13 protein-coding genes are annotated in these 16750 nt (G+C 60.6%); 5 read left to right on the forward strand and 8 right to left on the reverse strand.

The window, feature by feature from the left end; translation table 11 throughout:
* Window positions 1-2: 2 nt before the first annotated feature.
* From ACTQZK_RS11840 to ACTQZK_RS11855, 4 genes are all read right to left on the reverse strand, one after another.
* Window positions 3-467: a cell division protein FtsL gene (locus tag ACTQZK_RS11840; protein ID WP_114567198.1), complete on the reverse strand. Its 465-nt coding sequence runs from the start codon at window positions 465-467 to the stop codon at window positions 3-5.
* A gap of 65 nt (window positions 468-532) precedes the next feature.
* A complete protein-coding gene (rsmH, locus tag ACTQZK_RS11845; protein ID WP_225749405.1) occupies window positions 533-1489 on the reverse strand; it encodes a 16S rRNA (cytosine(1402)-N(4))-methyltransferase RsmH in 957 nt (318 codons plus the stop codon).
* 18 nt (window positions 1490-1507) lie between these two features.
* Window positions 1508-1957, reverse strand: coding sequence for a division/cell wall cluster transcriptional repressor MraZ (locus tag ACTQZK_RS11850; RefSeq protein WP_114567196.1), 450 nt, complete (start codon window positions 1955-1957; stop codon window positions 1508-1510).
* A 553-nt stretch (window positions 1958-2510) separates the two neighbouring features.
* Window positions 2511-3404: a site-specific tyrosine recombinase gene (locus tag ACTQZK_RS11855; RefSeq protein WP_418831486.1), complete on the reverse strand. Its 894-nt coding sequence runs from the start codon at window positions 3402-3404 to the stop codon at window positions 2511-2513.
* A gap of 315 nt (window positions 3405-3719) precedes the next feature.
* On the opposite strand from ACTQZK_RS11855, the gene ACTQZK_RS11860 reads away from it, so the two are divergent.
* Together ACTQZK_RS11860 and ACTQZK_RS11865 are read left to right on the forward strand one after the other, a co-directional pair.
* The gene (locus ACTQZK_RS11860) at window positions 3720-5198 is read left to right on the forward strand and encodes a DUF1846 domain-containing protein (RefSeq protein WP_114567194.1); all 1479 of its coding nucleotides are present in this window, start codon (window positions 3720-3722) and stop codon (window positions 5196-5198) included.
* 240 nt (window positions 5199-5438) lie between these two features.
* Complete coding sequence (locus ACTQZK_RS11865) at window positions 5439-6485, forward strand: type IV toxin-antitoxin system AbiEi family antitoxin domain-containing protein (RefSeq protein WP_428421303.1); 1047 nt, start codon at window positions 5439-5441, stop codon at window positions 6483-6485.
* A gap of 99 nt (window positions 6486-6584) precedes the next feature.
* On the opposite strand, the gene ACTQZK_RS11870 is transcribed toward ACTQZK_RS11865, so the two are convergent.
* A complete protein-coding gene (locus ACTQZK_RS11870) occupies window positions 6585-7499 on the reverse strand; it encodes an NAD(+)/NADH kinase (protein WP_428421305.1) in 915 nt (304 codons plus the stop codon).
* 66 nt (window positions 7500-7565) lie between these two features.
* Between ACTQZK_RS11870 and ACTQZK_RS11875 the strand changes: the two genes are divergently transcribed.
* Together ACTQZK_RS11875 and ACTQZK_RS11880 are read left to right on the forward strand one after the other, a co-directional pair.
* Window positions 7566-9590 (forward strand): lipid II flippase MurJ, encoded by a 2025-nt coding sequence (locus ACTQZK_RS11875; protein WP_441899696.1) that lies wholly within the window; start codon window positions 7566-7568, stop codon window positions 9588-9590.
* An 88-nt stretch (window positions 9591-9678) separates the two neighbouring features.
* On the forward strand, window positions 9679-11160 hold the full coding sequence (locus tag ACTQZK_RS11880; RefSeq protein WP_225749410.1) for a helix-turn-helix transcriptional regulator: 1482 nt from the start codon (window positions 9679-9681) through the stop codon (window positions 11158-11160).
* A gap of 218 nt (window positions 11161-11378) precedes the next feature.
* Here the strand turns inward: ACTQZK_RS11880 and ACTQZK_RS11885 are convergent, their stop codons facing one another.
* The 3 genes from ACTQZK_RS11885 to asnB form a co-directional block, all read right to left on the reverse strand.
* The gene (locus ACTQZK_RS11885) at window positions 11379-12908 is read right to left on the reverse strand and encodes an FAD-dependent oxidoreductase (RefSeq protein WP_441899697.1); all 1530 of its coding nucleotides are present in this window, start codon (window positions 12906-12908) and stop codon (window positions 11379-11381) included.
* Between the two features lie 31 nt (window positions 12909-12939).
* The gene (locus ACTQZK_RS11890; RefSeq protein WP_225749411.1) at window positions 12940-13407 is read right to left on the reverse strand and encodes a hypothetical protein; all 468 of its coding nucleotides are present in this window, start codon (window positions 13405-13407) and stop codon (window positions 12940-12942) included.
* A gap of 685 nt (window positions 13408-14092) precedes the next feature.
* Window positions 14093-16054, reverse strand: a complete 1962-nt coding sequence (gene asnB / locus ACTQZK_RS11895) for an asparagine synthase (glutamine-hydrolyzing) (RefSeq protein ID WP_441899698.1) — start codon at window positions 16052-16054, stop codon at window positions 14093-14095.
* A gap of 235 nt (window positions 16055-16289) precedes the next feature.
* On the opposite strand from asnB, the gene ACTQZK_RS11900 reads away from it, so the two are divergent.
* Window positions 16290-16637, forward strand: a complete 348-nt coding sequence (locus ACTQZK_RS11900; RefSeq protein WP_225749412.1) for a DUF1648 domain-containing protein — start codon at window positions 16290-16292, stop codon at window positions 16635-16637.
* Window positions 16638-16750: the final 113 nt, after the last annotated feature.

Consider the following 16750-nt stretch of genomic DNA (forward strand, 5'->3'; position numbering starts at 1 on the left):
TTTTACGCTCCAGCGCCGGCGGCTATGGCAATGCTCTTCGAAAGCGACAGGGAGCCGGACTCGTCGGTAGCAACGACGTCTTTGCCCAGCTCGATCACGCCGGTTGCCTCAGGAGCGGCCATGCCCAGCTTGCCCGCCTGCTGCTTGACCTTCGTGGGGTTTGACAGCGCGCTTTGGGACACCTCGAGCGCAGCGCCCGAGGAACGGGCATCGCTGATCTGGCTGGAAAGCTGCGTGGAGCTCATGGTGGTGGAAACCGTAGCGGACATAAGCCCGATGCGCACGAACGCAACCAGCGCGGCCACCACCAAAACGACGGCGACGGCCTTCGCCAAGAACACGACGTTGGAAGGAAGGGAAGCGGGCTGCGTGCGCGTGCCGCGGCCCGGAACCACGCTGATGCGAGCCTTGCGCTCACGCTCAGGTACGCGCTCAGGATAATAGGAATACGCCGGTGCTGCGCTCATGCCCAACCCCCTTTCTTCGTTTTAGCTGCCTATTCGGGTGGTGTACGTTCTGCGGTTTTCGTTGTTCAGCGCTTCTGCGCAATGCGCAGCTTTGCGCTGCGAGCGCGCGGATTGCGCTCTATTTCTTCAGCGGTCGGTAGGACCGGCTTACGCGTTACTATGTCGAGTATCGGTTCTTTCCCGCACACGCAGACCGGAAGGTCGGGCGGGCAGGTGCATCGACGGGCGAAGGATTGGAACGTGTCCTTCACGATGCGATCCTCAAGCGAGTGGTAGCTGATAACCACCAGCCTGCCCCCGGGATTCAGCCAGCGTATGGCCGCGTCCAGTCCGCGCTTGAGCACGTCGAGCTCGCCGTTTACCTCGATGCGAAGCGCCTGGAACGTGCGCTTCGCCGGATGCCCTCCCGCTCGGCGCGCCGATGCCGGGATGGCAGCCTTGATCAGGTCGACCAACTGCGCGCTTGTCTCGATGGGCCCGTTCTGACGTTCGCGGACCACGAAGTCGGCTATGCGACTGGCCCACTTCTCGTCAGAGTACGTACGGATGATCCGAGTGAGATCTGCTGCGTTGTAGGTGTTGATGATCTCTGCTGCGGTTAGGGTTTGTTTCCCCGGATCCATCCGCATATCAAGAGGGCCGTTCTCCTTGAAGGAGAAGCCTCGAGACGGCGTGTCGATCTGGACCGACGATACGCCAAGGTCGAACAAGAACGCGTCGACCCCGGGCACTTCCACGCTGAGAAGCGCGTCGTCCATATCACCGAAGTTGCCGCGCACCAATTCGAGGCGCGGGCGTACATCATCAGGCAACGTCCCGAGTTTTTGACGAGCGGCGGCAAGCGCCACTTCGTCTTGATCGATGCCGATGAGCGTACCCGCGCTCCCGATGAGCTTGGCCGCTTCGAGGGAATGCCCTGCACCGCCGAGTGTTGCATCCACGAATGTATGCTGTGGTTTGAGGTTCGAGTATTCGAGGCACTCGGCGAGCAGAACAGGGGTGTGCCGATATTCGTTTATCATTTCGCTCACGCCTTACAATCAGTCGAACAGAAGACCGAGGTCGGTATCCTCGTCGTTTTGGTCGTAGCGCTTTGCGTCCCAGATTTCGAAGTAGCCCGTGTTGCCCAGCACGACGACGTCCTTGTCAATGCCAACAGCCGCACGTTGTTCGCTCGAGAGCATGATGCGACCGGACGCGTCAACGGACACGTCGGCTGCACGAGACTTGAGCTTGCGGCGCAGGCGCACGTGGAGATCGTTCGTGCGGTCGAACTTCTCGAACTTGTCCTCGAACACGCCGGCCACCCATGCGTTGAACGCATCGGGCTCGAACACGTAGAGGCATTCGTCCTTCGGGTTGCGGGTTACCACCAAATCCGTCGAAAGCACCTTGCGAAACGATGCGGGAAGAGACATGCGGCCTTTGGCGTCCACCTTGTGGCGGTACGCGCTGTTGAGATCAACCACCTTTTCGGTGTCCTCGGCCATGCCTTCCTTCCCGCCGCGACTCGCACGGCCCTTTCGATGCTTGGAATTCTATCCCACTTTGCCCCACTTCGCAACAAAATCCGGCCTTTTGACCCATTTAGACCCTTTTGAAACCATCCCGTTCCCCAAGTTGTCCCCCGACCCCCAAAAATGCAAGATTGAGACACGGCTAGATATTGAACCGATGGACGAAAACGAACACAAGATATTGATCGCACTACCGCTTTAGAGGGCCTTGGCATCTATATGGAGCGAGTTATGCGGAATCTGTGGCACGACGGATCGCCGACCGATTCGTTGGGTAAACCGTTCGGCAACACGCGCGAGAAGACGGAAGGAATCGAGCGGCGAAAGGCGCCCCTGCGGTGGGACGCCGCCCCACCGCGTCCCCCGCAGACCGCGATCGCGATGGGATGCCGTCCCACCGCCCCCCTCGCCGGCGAAAGACGGCGCGCCGAAGCCTCGAGCCCCGCAGGACGCCGCCGATGCGCGTCCAGGCGATGCCGGCGCGCATCCAAACAGTGCCGACGCGCGTCCAAGCGGCGCCGGTACATTACTTCGCGCGCGGGTGCGCGCGTAGATATTCCTCGCGCATGTGGGCGCGGTTGATGTGCGTGTAGATCTGCGTGGTGGAAATGTCCGAATGGCCGAGGATTTCCTGGATGACGCGAAGGTCGGCGCCGCCTTCGAGCATGTGCGTGGCGAACGAATGGCGCAGCGTGTGAGGATGGAGGTTCGCCACGCCGATGGATCGCCCCGCCTCGGCCACGATGGCGTGCACGCTTTGGCGCGTGAGCCGCCCGCCGCGCGCGTTCAGAAAGACCGCCGACGTGGGCTTCGCTGCCGGCTTCGTCAAACCGGGACGCCCGTTGTCGAGGTAGTCGGCCAACGACCGCAGCGCCGCGCCCGATATGGGCGACACGCGCTCCTTGCCGCCCTTGCCCAGAATGCGCAGGTACCCTTCCTCGAGCACCGCGTCGCCCAGGTCAAGCCCCACGCACTCGCTTACGCGCAAGCCGCAGCCGTACAGAACCTCCAAGATGGCCCGGTTGCGCAGCGGGATGGGCGCGCGCTTGGGAGAATCGGCTAGCATGGATTCCACTTGCACTGCGCTCAACACGTCGGGAAGCCGATCGGGAGCCTTGGGAAGCTGCAACGTATCGGTGGGGTTGCGACGCACATGCCCCTCCCGCACGAGGAACCGGTAGAAGCCCTTGAGCACCGACACGTGGCGATCCACCGTGGCGGCGGCGTATTCGCGGCCGAACAGGTCGGCTTCGTAGGCCACGATGGTCTCGCGCTGCACGTCGCCGACGTCCTTCACGCCGCACGCGTTCAAAAACGCCGCGAAATCCCGCAGGTCAGAAGCGTACGCAGACACGGTGAGGGGCGAGCTTCCCCGCTCGATGCGCAGATGAGCCAGATATTCTCGAACCAGTTCGTCCATCCACCAACCCCGTCGTCGACCCGGCAAGCGGGCATGAAAAGCAACGATCGGCCGATTAGCGCCAAACGCGCTGCGGCACCGTCGCACTGATCGAACAGCATAGCATGACGCTATGAAAAACCAGGTGCGGATAGGACGGGCGCCGAACGCCTTCGGACCTGCAGGTATGGCGAACCGAAGGAAGACCCCCTTCGTTACCTGCAATTAACAAAAACGAAACACCTACCAAGTAGGGTATACTGAATCGGATTGCGTACGGCCCTCTGCGGTCGTGCGCGAACATCATCGACGGCAAGAAAGGGGCGCCGCATTCCCATGCGCATCGGATTCGACAACGACAAGTACATCGCGCTGCAGGCCGAGCATATCCGCAACCGCATCGACCAGTTCGGCGGAAAGCTCTACCTGGAATTCGGCGGGAAACTCTTCGACGACTACCATGCAGCCCGCGTGCTGCCCGGGTTCGAGCCCGACTCGAAGATCCGCATGCTCAAGCAGCTGGTGGACGACGTCGAGATCATCATAGCCATCAACGCGAACGACATCGAGAAGAACAAGGTGCGCGGCGACCTGGGAATCACGTACGACGAAGACGTGCTGCGCCTCATGGACATCTTCCGCGGCATGGGCTTCACCACTACCGGCGTGGTGATCACCCATTACACGAACCAGCCCTCGGCCGAGGCGTTCCGCAAGCGCCTGGACAGCCTGGGAATCAAAAGCTCCCTGCACTACCCCATTGCCGGCTACCCTTACGACATCGACCGCATCGTCAGCGACGAGGGCTACGGCAAGAACGAGTACATCGAAACGAAGCGCCCGCTTGTCGTGGTAACCGCCCCCGGCCCCGGCTCGGGCAAGATGGCCACGTGCCTGTCTCAGCTGTACCACGAGCACAAGCGCGGCGTGGCGGCCGGCTACGCGAAGTACGAGACGTTCCCCATCTGGAACCTGCCGCTCAAGCACCCCGTGAACATCGCGTACGAGGCGGCCACGGTCGATCTGGACGACGCCAACACCATCGACCCGTTCCACCTGGAAGCGTACGGCGTGACCACGGTGAACTACAATCGCGACGTGGAGATATTCCCCGTGCTCAAGGCCATGATGGAGCGTATCTCCGGAACGAGCCCCTACCAGTCCCCCACCGACATGGGCGTCAACATGGCCGGCAACGCCATCGTGGACGACGACGCCGTGCGCGAGGCCGCCAAAATGGAGATCGTGCGCCGCTACTTCCAGGCAGCGGTGGAGACGCGTCGCACCGGCGTGGGGCAAGAGCACGTGGAGAAGCTGGAGCTTCTGATGAACCAGGCTGGCGTGAACGCAAGCTTCTCGCCAGCGCGATCGGCCGCGCTTCTGAAGGAGGAGACCACTGGCGGTCCGGTGGGCGCGATGGTGCTGCCCGACGGCACCGTGGTGACGGGCAAGACGTCGCCGTTGCTGGGAGCTGCGTCGTCGCTGCTCATGAACGCGCTCAAGGGCGTGGCCGGCGTCGAGGACATCAACGTGATCAGCGATGCGGTCATCGAGCCCATCTGCCGCCTGAAGACCGAGCAGCTGCACAGCCGCAACCCGCGCCTGCACTCCGATGAAACGCTGCTCGCCCTGTCCATCAGCTCCGCGACCGATCCGCTTGCGGCCACGCTGATCGACCACATCGACGACCTGCGCGGCTGCGATGCGTACTTCAGCGTGATCATCTCGGCCACCGACGAGAAGCTGTACCGCACGCTCGGCATCAACGTGTGCTGCGAGCCGAAGTACGAGCAGCACCGGTATTACCACAAGTAAGCAATATCGAAGGGGCCCGCGGGCCCCTTCGATATGTGAGCGCCTTGCAACCACCACCCCTTACCATCTGCAGGTGCAAGGCGCTCGCGTTCTCATTGTCGATCCAAGAACACGTTTTCGGCCCCGAAAACGTGTTTTTGGATCGACAATGTACCTTATAAGTATTATGGACTTCCTTATATTTTATTGCACGGATCGTGAGACAATGGGCAAACAACACTCGGTGCAAGGAGGGCGCTCATGACCGAAGTCCGCGATGTCGAACTGGCTCGCCTCTTCCTGTGCGCCGAGCGCAATCAACTGTGCCTTGTGCCCTCGAGCCCGCGCATCCGAGAACTCTTACGCCGGCAAATCAATCAAGGGGAAGCCATTCGCCCAGTTCGCGGCATGTATGCACGAGCTTCGTATTGGCAGGCTCTTGCGAAACCCCAGCAAGCGATGCACATCCTTCGCACGTTGCAGAAGCTGCACCCCGACTGGATCTTTTGCCACGAATCGGCAGCGATTGCGTTTGGCCTGCCCGTCGCGTTCAGCCAAATGGACGCAATCCATGTCGAAACATCTCGTGCGAAACGCAACGCGTCGCCATCCAGCATCCGCTGGCATGTGATTGAAGATGATGAACCCGCTCTCGTCCGGGGTCTTCGCGTTACCTCCCTCACTCGGACCGCCTTTGATTGCATGCGAACGACCAGCTTCAAGCAAGCCTTGGCTATCGCCGACGGCGCACTACGCTGCACTGGAAATGCGCCAAGCTGGTTCGCTGCTCGCTTCAAGCGCCTAGGCACAACGTACCCAGGCATCAATCAAGCCATAAGAACCATGTACTACGCCGATCCCCTGAGCGAAAGCGGCGGAGAATCCATTGCGCGCGCCACTATGATTGAGCAGGGGTTCGCGCTCCCCTGTCTCCAGGTTGCTTTTCCGCGGCCGCTCGACCCGCAACGTTCGTTCCGCGTCGATTTCCTTTGGACGCGAATGGACGGCAGCAATGTCATTGGCGAATTCGACGGCATGCAAAAGTACGAATGCGACGCATTCCGCAACGGTCGAACGCCGATGCGCGTCCTTGCCGACGAGCAGCACCGGGAGTCGCAGCTTACCCTCCACGGCATGCCTATCGTGCGCTTTTCCTACAAAGACGTGATGGACGCCGATCGTTTCGCAAGGCTCCTTGAACGCTACGGTATCCCCCGAAGCGACGAAATCGCGCGCGCCGAACGCCGTCTCGCTCAAACAAAATCGAGCACAGCACAGCTATTCACGGTTGAAAGCTTGCCAGGCTAGCGGCGCGAACCACCCGGCCGGTTCGCAAGGCATCCTTGGCCGTCAAGCCACGCACTTCGAACGGCGACGCAAGCTACAGCGGCTCCAACCTCCAACCCGCTAGAAAAACACCTTCGCGGCGTGCTCGTAAAAGCCCTCGTGCTGATGACGCAGCAAAACGGTGGGGGCTTCGCCTCGGCTGACGTAGATGCGACGCACCGGACGATCGAACGACAACAGCTCCCCATCGGCAAACAGGGTGGCGTCGCGTCGGGCCGCGTCGCGCGGCAAGCCCATTTCCACCACGTCGTTCGATGCGGTCACGATGGCGCGCGAATGCAGCGTATGCGGCGCGAGCGGCACCACCACCAGCCCCGTGAACCCGGGCGCCACCAAAGGACCGCCCGCCGACAGCGCGTAGGCCGTCGAGCCCGTCGCCGTGGCAACCACCAGGCCGTCGCCGCGCATTTCGGCAACGTGCGAACCGGAAACCCCCAACGTGAAATCGATGACGCGACCGTTCGCGCCGCGCGTCACCGCAAGTTCGTTGAGCGCGAAGAAGCTACGAGCGCCCGCCTCGCACGGCGATGCCGCCTCGCACGAGGGCCCTTCCCCGTCGTCATCGTCGCTCCACGGATCGGGCTCGCCCTCGCATACAACGTCGATGCGCAGGTTCGCGCGCTGCTCGGCCACCACGTCGCCCGCCAAAGCCGCGGCCACGATGGCAACCACGCCGGCATCGCTCGAATTCGCCAAAAAGCCCAAGCGGCCGAAGTTGATGCCCAGGATAGGCACCCCAGTCGTACCGATCTGGCGCGCCGTGCGCAGGATCGTGCCGTCGCCGCCAAGCACTACCGCCATCTCCACGCCCGCCGTCAACGCGGCGTTCAAGCTGTCGTGGTCGCATGCGCACGAGAGCTCGGTGGAATCGACCAGCGTGTACTCAACCCCCTGCGTGGCCAGGTACGTTGCCAATAGCAGCGAGGCGTCCACGGCTTTCGAGTTGGAATTATTGCGTACGATGAGGATGTGCATGAAGGTCTTCTTTCCGGGTTTGCTATGATGGGCCATTATATCCGATGCATAAGGAAGCGTCCCTCCATGTCCGACAAGCTCGCACGAGCTCAACATATGCGCCCTGCCGACCCCGGCTCCACCTCGGAGATATTCGTGGGCGGTCGCCACGCAGGCCTCGATCGCACCGCCATCGCGGCCGCGGTCGCCCAGACGGTCGTGCCGAAGCCGGAGCCGCGCCACGACCCCGCCAGCGCGAAGGCGCGTCTGCGTTCGGCGGCTCCAGGAGAGACGTCCGAGATATTCATCGGCGGGCGCCATGCCGGACCCGACAGAACCACGCCTCCGCGCGACCCCTTCGAACCGCAGACCCCCGACCCGCGTGAAGCCGCGAAGACAGCCGCGCGAAGCACGCGCGAAGAGCGCGCGGCCTTCCCGGGATCGACCTCGGAGCTGCCCATCGTCAGCAAGCATGGCGGAATGGACAGGACCATCGTCCCCTCGCCAGAGTCCGAGGAAACAACCGTTGCGGTCGGGTCGTCGGCCGCGCTCATCAGCGCATGCACCCTGATCTCGCGCGTGCTCGGCTTCGTCCGCACCTGGGTCATGGCGTTCGCGCTGGGCTCTACGCTTCTGTCGAGTTCCTATCAAGTGGCGAACAACCTTCCCGCTCAGCTGTACGAGCTGGTGATAGGCGGCATGATCGTGACCGCCTTCCTGCCCGTGTACCTGTCGGTGAAAAAACGCCTAGGGCGCGAGGCCGGCAACGAGTACGCCTCGAACCTGCTCACCATCGTCGTGCTGCTGCTGGGCGTGGTGTCGGCGCTTTGCATCGCGTTTCCGGGAGTCGCCATTTATACGCAAAGCTTCTTCTCGGAGCAATCCGAAATGGCGCTCTCCGTGTTCTTCTTCCAGTTCTTCGCCATCCAGATCGTGTTCTCCGGTGCGACGGCTATCGTATCGGGCCTACTCAACGCCAACAGGGACTACCTTTGGTCGTCGATCGCCCCGGCGGCGCAAAGCGTGGTGGTCATCGCTTCGTTTCTGCTGTACGCAGCGGTCGCCCCGCAAGACCCCGAGCTTGCGCTTTACATCATAGCCATCGGCAACCCCCTGGGCGTGTTCGTTGCGCTGGCTATCCAGCTGCCCGCCCTCAAGCGCAACGGCATCCGCATCAGGCCGCGCATCAACCTGCGCGATCCCGCCTTGCGCGAAACGCTGGGGATCGGCGTGCCGGCCGTGTTCGTCATGCTGTGCTCGTTCGCGGTGGTGTCGGTCCAGAACGCGGCGGCCTACAGCTTCGCCTCGAACGGGCCGTCCATCCTGTTGTACGCGCGCCAGTGGTTCACGCTGCCCTACGCATTTTTGGCCGTGCCCATCACCACCGCCATGTTCACCGAGCTGGCCGACATGCAAGCCGAGAACAACATGGAAGGCGTGAAGCGCGGCATCATAGGGGGCACGAACCAGATCCTGTTCTTCATGATCCCGTTTGCCATGTACCTCATGGTGTTCTCGTTGCCGCTGGTCACGCTGTACAATGCAGGCGCGTTCACCTCCGAGAACGTCGCATCCATCGCCTCGTACATGGCGGTGCTGGCGCTTGCCTTGCCCGTGTACGGCGTCAACACGTACCTGCAGAAGATCTTCAGCAGCCTGCGCAAGATGGGCGTGTTCGCAGCGTTCAACTTCATGGCCGGCGCCGCTCAGATCGCACTCACCGTCTACGGCGCCGCCAACATCGACCGGTTCCCCATCGAGATCATCGCCGTTGCGGAGGTGCTGTTCTACGTGGTGGCGGACCTGTGCCTGTTCGCTTACCTGCGCAGCCGCCTGGGGGCGTTCGGCCTGCGGTCGGTGGTGAAGGCATGCTTCTCCGGCCTGGTGTTCGGCGGCTTGGGAGCACTGGCCGGCGGCGGCGTACTGTATGCGCTGCAAGCGTTCGTCGCCCCCATCGCCGGATCGATCCCTCTGGCCTTGACGTACGTGCTCGTCGGAGGAATCGTGGCGCTGCTGGTGACGTTCGGCCTGTCCATCAAGCTGCGCGTACCCGAAGCCGCGTTCGTCGGCTCGCTCATCGGCAAGGTGAAAGGCAAGCTGTCCCGCGGATAGCGCAAGAGGTTAGAGCTTTGGAAAACGCCTGTCGCGCATCATGATATGATGTTGCGGTTCGATACTTCGCCTCTGGGGAAACGGTGTTATGAATTTCAAAGCTCTGAGCGGCTCTTCTTCTTGGCTCGCAATTGTTGGCGCAAGTTTTTTCTGGACTTGGATGGATCGGGCGATGTTCGGGGACTCCCTGTACTTCGTGCTGGCCGACCGAAAGGGGCTTGATCTTGCGCAAGCGCCTGAGTTAGCCCAGGAATCGTTCATAGTCATGCTAACGGCAAGCGCCATCGTGTTTCTTGCACTGGCCGTCGCCGCCAAACGGCAGACCTCATCGATATGGAGCGTCAAGACCACCTTGGTCGCAGCAGTAGCAGGCGCAATTTCTACGGCATCCATCCTTCTTGCCGCAAGCGCCAATATGACTGCGCTTGCTATGGCAGGGGCTTTCGTCACGGGCTCGTCAATGGCTGTGCTCAACATTTCATGGGGCCGCATCTGCATCGCCCAAGGACCCGCCAAAGCCATGACCCACATTGCAGGCGCTTGGGCGTTGGGACTGGCTATCAACATCCTTACCGAAGGCTTGGTCCCCATCGCAGAAGGCACCTTCATAATCGTTTTGCCCCTCGTATCTTTCGCGCTGTACGCAATCGATGCGAAACTCCAGCACACGGACCCTTACCGCATTGATCAAGCGGAGCAAACACCCGAACAAACCATGACCGCGAAAGCGCACGTGCTGGGAGTCGACGTTCGATTTCCTGCGTTCATCCTTGTATTCTGCATCGCTTTCGGACTCATGTGCAGCTTCGAGATATTCTCTCCCGCCGCCACCGAGCGTCAAACGATCATCGACATCGTCGGATTACGAGGCATCGTGTCGTTGCTGTTCTTTATAGCCAGCCTAACGGCGCCCGCACGACGCATGGAATCGCTTTTCAATGCGTGCCTTTCCTTCATGGTGTTTGGCCTGCTGGTTATGACCGTAGGGCTTTACACCAACGACGTTCAGGGCCTGACCCGCATATTCATCCCCATCGGCTACGCCGGATTCGACATTTTGGTATGGACGCTGGTTGCTTTCTATGCGAAAACGACGGCAACGTCCCCCCTGCGCATCCTCGCCGTCGCCATGGGGGCCGAGCAAGCCGGCATTCTGGCTGGACAGCTCATTGGCATTGCATTGGGAGGATCAGCGAACGCAACGAACAGCATCATGATGATGGCATTAAGCTATCTGCTGCTGATTGCGGTTATGGGACTAGCACGCCTGTGCACCGTTCTGTGGCGCCGCCAACGCGATGATGTAGAAGCGAGCACGGCGGACAGCTCCCTAGACGCCTGCGACAAGCAGGAAGACCACCTCGATCGCTTTGCGGACGCCTACGAGCTCACCGCACGCGAAAAGGACGTCTTCGCCCTTTTCGCCGAAGGCCGCAGCGCACCCTATATCGCAGAAATGCTGGTTCTGTCCGAGAACACGGTGAAGACCCACCTGCGACACATCTACACCAAGTGCAACCTGCATAACCGTCAAGAGCTGCTAGACGCTATCGAGGCTTTCAAGCGCTAGCCTCGCACACCAGCTTTCCCGAAAGCAAAAGCCAGGCCGAACGTACGCTCGGCCTGGCTTTTGCAAGGGAGGGACTCGAAACCTTGCTGCCGATCGCTCAAGCAGCAAGTCGGCTCGCTTTACGCGCGAAGCAGATCGTGAGCTTGATTGGCAGCAGAGCGACCACCGTTCAAGCACTCGGCGCTCGCAGATCCGGGGACATCCATGGGATAGACGTCTCAATACAGCATGATACCGTCAAGGCCGATAACGAACACGTTCTCCATGACGCCGCCCTTTTCCAAAACGGGGCGGAACTTGCGGTCGGTTCGAACGCCGCCCAAAGGTCCTTCCATGCATTCGTGAATCTCGCAAATATAGAAGGGACCTTGAGCAATAGGCGTCAAGTATTCGGCCTTCTTGCCGTACAAATCATCCACGCCGGCAGCGCATTTTGCATTGTAGTCGTCTACTGCAGCCTGCAGCGCCGCAGCGTCGAGGCCGGCTTTTTCAGCTACGGCAGCCAGCGTATCCGCTCGCCATACGTCGTCGCCTTCGGCAATGATCTTTTCCATTTGCTCGGTGATATCAACGCCCCAGTCGGAAATAGCCTCGGGGTTGTATTGAGCGATCTGCTTGTCGTAAATAGCCTGATCGAACACGCTGAAGCAATGACCATTCTGATTGTGAATCGGCGCAGACTGCGTGATAACGTTCTCGACCACAAGCGCGCACGACTCGTCCACGAAGCGATCGCAGTCCTCGTTGACCCAAAGCATGGGGCCGCCGAAAGCGAACGCCGACCACTGAGGGCCAAACACTTCCACCTGATGAGAAATTCGGTTGTACTTCAAATAGCAAACACCGGAGAACTCGGCAGCTCCCGCAGCCAAAGCCATGTTCACGCCGTCTCCGAAATGGCCGGGCGTGCCGATGCGTTCAAGCGTCTCCAGATTGAAGCCCCATTTGGTCAGGCGACGATCATCGTTGGCGAAGCCGCCCGTAGCCAGCACCACGACCTGCGCCTGATACTGAACCAAATCGCCGAACGCGTCGATAGCGTACACGCCGTTGACCTTGCCCGATTCGTCGTAGCTGAACTCGAGCGCGCGATTGTTCAAGCGAATGTCCGCGCCCTTCTCGCGCAAGCGAGCCTGCATGGGCAGAACATAGCCCACGTACGCGGCGCCATCTTCCCACCAATGAAACGAGTTGACTTTGCCCGCCACCGCTCCGCAAGGATAGTTGTCTATCAGACCGCTCAGCTTGCATCCGCACGTATCCACCAGCCACTCGATATTGTCCGCGGAAGCATCGATAAGGTCCTTGTACAGCAATCCATCCGGGCACCACTGGGCCTTGCCCAGTTCTTCTTGCATGATGATAGAGCGATCGCACGAAACGTTCTGCTCTTTCTGGAAACGGGAATCGACGGCGAACGTGCCCTCCACGCCTTGACCGTTGCCGCCCAGCGTGGCCTGGCCTTCCAGCAAAATGAAATCGTCGCCGTTTTCGGCGGCCTGCACAGCACATGCAAGCCCCGCAAAACCGCCGCCCACGATGACGATGCCGGTGGATATAACCTCGGTAACCTCTTCGGGATTCACGACGATACCCGAGCAGTTAATGGTCTCCCCATTGCCTGCGGCCACGCCAGAGCCGCTTTTTTCAGCGGATTGGGGAGCGCAGCCAACCAGCCCGCAAACAGCGGCGCCCGCTGCGCCCATAGCGCCCAAAGTAAGAAAGTTCCTACGAGATATAGTCTCCATGATGATGCTCCTTTACGTAAAGTCGGATCACTTAGTTCTTGGAAAAGCCCTTGTCAGCACTGTAAGAAATCGACGCTCCGTTCACCTTCATGCTTGCATCGGTAACGGAATAGCGATAGTTCACCTGAGTGCTGTCTTCTCGTGCAGTGCTCGCCTGCACAGCCTGAATGGACACCGTGATCTGCACGTCCTGAACATCAAGATCTGCAACCTTCTTATACTTCAGAAGCTCATCGAAAAACTCCGCATAAGCCGGATCGTCCTGAGAGATGACGGCCGGGCTGTCGGCATCGGTCAAGCCCATGTCCATCATCGTGAACAAATCGCCAGCAGCCATAATGACCTGCTTGGCATTGGTCCGATCCTCGGTCGCCACCTCCGAAGACGACGTTCCCCCGCCGCATGCAGACAGCCCCAGCATTGCAGCCAGCGCAAGCGAAACGAGTGCGATAAGCCCTACCCTTATCACGCTCTTCGCAGCAGTTGCATTCCCTTTCATAGTTCCCCTTCCCTAGATGTAAATCGCTTCGCATTTTTGCGATGCGCTTCGCATGTTGAAGGAACCAGAAGGGGCCCGCGACACACGAAACTAACGAAACCGCCCTTTTTGACGACTTCACCAGAAAAGGATTACCCTGCCGTTCACCCTGTTCAGATAGCATGTTTTGCAATTTGGTCACGAGAGCGCGCTTGCATCCTTCGCTGATCGCGCCCCGCTTTCTCGCCTCTTCGCCTTCCTTGCGCATGCGCTCCCTGCGCCGCCTTCGCGAAGAAGGTCCGCGCACGAAAAACCGCCCTCGCTGGCAGCTTTTGACGGTTTGAGGTCGTTTGACCCGGCGTACCGGGCGCCTGCGTAAGCGCAGCGAAACGGCTCAACGCTGTGACCAGGTAAAATGGAATCCGAGCCAAGGGACGGCGAAAGCGGTGCTCGAATCGACAACCCCTAACCGTCAAAAGCTGCCAGCAAGGGCGGTTTTTCGTGCGCACGGTCCCTCCCGATACAAGCTTGGCGGCAAAAGCACGTTCGCCGGAGCCGATCCAGCCGCCGCAGCGACCTCCGCTCGGCAAGATTCCGGCGCACGCGGGTCCCGCTCCGTTTCGCCGTCCGCCCGCAACCCGTACATACAAAAAGGCCGCGACGCCCATCGGGTGCCGCGGCCTTTCACGTGCGAAATCTTGGAGCGTTACGCCACGTTCGTCTTCGGAGCCAACTTCTCGCTCGATTTGCCGAAGAACACCTCGTACCAGCACAAGAAGCAGTAGATGTTCCAGATGCGCATCATCTTGAGCTTGCCGCGGCCCTCGACCGTGGCGAAGTCCGCCGACTTGTGGTCATCGAGCATCTGCACCAGATAATCCACATTGAAGAACTCCTGCGCGGCCTCCCCCGTGAACGCCTCCTTGATGCGGTTGTAGTACTCGTCCGTTTGCAGCCACACGGTCAGCGGCGTGATGAACGGCTGCTTGGGCATGTGCGCGACCTTCTTCTGGAAGCCCAGCTTGCTCGCCGCCACGCGCAGGGCGTACTTGGCGTGCTCGTCGGTCACGCGGCAGGCGGTGGGCAGCTGCAGCGCCACGTCGAGCACCTTCTTGTCCAAGAACGGAACGCGCAGCTCAAGCGACTGGGACATGGACATCTTGTCGGCCTTCAGGCAGATGTCGAACGGCATATAGCTGACCATGTCCACGTACTGCGTCTGCGTGATGATGTCCAGGCCCTGGTCCGCCACGGCGTCGAAGTGCGGCTTGCACCACTCCCACGGTTTGCAGGGGCCTTCGTAGTTGCGCAGCACATTGGGGATTTCGTCCCACATGTAGTTCATGCTGGCGCGCTGGTAGCTCTTCTCCGGCCCGCCCGACCCGCGCATGGCGAAGCGGCGGCCGTGGAACGTCGGCAGTTTCTCGGCCACGGCGCCGGCGGCGGCGCGCAAAGGACGCGGCACCTTGAAGTACTTCTCGAATTCGTACTGGTCGTGGTAAATCCAGTAACCGCCGAACAGCTCGTCGGCGCCCTCCCCCGACTGCACCACCTTCACCTGCTCGCGCGCCAGCTTACTCACGAAGAACAGCGGAATGGCGCTGGGCGCGCCCAACGGCTCGTCCATGTGGTACTGCTCGGTGGGCACGATGTCCAGGAATTCCTGGGCGCTCACCTGGGTTTGGAAGTTCGGCAGGTTCGCCCACTCGGCGAACGCCGTTGCATCGTCCAGCTCGTTGAGCTTGATCTCGAAATCGGACTGAGCGGCGATCTCGGCCATCTTGTCCTCGCAGCCGATGTCGTAGCCCACCGAGAACGTCTTGATGTCGGGCGCGTGCTGCCCCATGCAGTACGCCGCCAGCGAACTGTCGATGCCGCCCGACAGGAAGCTGCCGATCTCCACGTCGGCTATCTCGTGCGCAGCCACGGACTCGTCGAACACGCGGTTGATCTCGTCGGCCCATTCCTCCAGGCTCTTCGAGTCATCGATCTTGTACGTGATCTTGTAGTAGCATTCCGTGCGCAGCTGGCCGTTCTCGAGCACCATGAAGTGACCGGGCAGAAGCTTGTGCACGTCCTTGAACATGGTTTGGGAATCGTTCATGTACTCGAAGCACAGGTACTGCGGCAGCATCTCGCGGTTGAGTTCCTTCTTGAACGCCGGGTGCGCCAAGAACGCCTTGATCTCGCTTCCGTAGATCAGGCGGTCGCCCGCATGCTGGTAGTAGAACGGCTTGATGCCGAAGATGTCCCGTGCGCACACCAGACGCTTGTTCGGCGCATCCCAGATGGCGATGGCGAACATCCCGCGCAGCTTCTCGAACACATCGGTGCCCCACGCCTCGTAGCCGTGCACGATAGTCTCGGTGTCTCCGTTGGTCTTGAAAACGTAGCCGAGCGCCTCAAGCTCTGCGCGCAGCTCCTGGAAGTTGTAGATCTCACCGTTGAACGTGACGGTCACAGTGCCGTCGGCGTTCTGCATGGGCTGGCGGCTGCCCTCAAGGTCGATAATGGACAGGCGGCGAAAACCCATCGCAATGTCATCGGTGACGAAGAATCCCTCGTCGTCGGGCCCGCGGTGGGCGATGCGATCCGCCATGTCCTTGACCACGGCCTTGTTCGTCTCCTGGTCGTAGTCGACCGCGGTGAATCCCACGAATCCGCACATGTAGCTGGCTCTCCTCCTGCGTACGCGCCGCCTTGTCCGCGCGGCACGGGTTTACGTCGTTAACGTTCGATATAATACGCCACCCGTTCCCCTCCTGCTTGTATTTCACGAAACCCGCAGGGAGCGCAAGAACAAGCGATATATCGTAAACTGGAAGAACAAGACCGGCCGACCCTGAGTCCAAGCATCCCGCTCAAGAGTCGGCTTCAAAGCTCGCATGCAGCAAAGGACAGCGATGAAACGCTCTGGACTGATCGCAATGATCGCGCTTGCCGCCCTCCCCCTTGTCACGACAGGGCTCGCCGTCCTGTTCGCTATGCCCGATACCGTTCCGCTCCATATAGGCGCAAACGGCGTCGACCGCATCGGTTCCAAATACGAAGCGTTTGAAATGGGCTTCCTCATGACAGGCTGCTGCGCACTGTTCGCCGTCATGTACGCGTTCATGGACAAGCTAGCTGCGATGGGCCTTGTACACGGCACCGACGCACACGGAGGGCGCACCCTTCTCCTCTTCACCCAGATAAGCATGAACGCCATCCAGGTCTTTCTTCTTTTCTTGATGTCTTTCGACATGCAATAAGGGACCGGCGCGGCGCGTACGCAGGAGGAGAGCCAGCTACATGTGCGGATTCGTGGGATTCACCGCGGTCGACTACGACCAGGAGACGAACAAGGCCGTGGTCAAGGACATGG

This window comes from Paraeggerthella sp. LCP19S3_G8, assembly GCF_052119225.1.
Taxonomy (GTDB): domain Bacteria; phylum Actinomycetota; class Coriobacteriia; order Coriobacteriales; family Eggerthellaceae; genus Paraeggerthella; species Paraeggerthella hominis.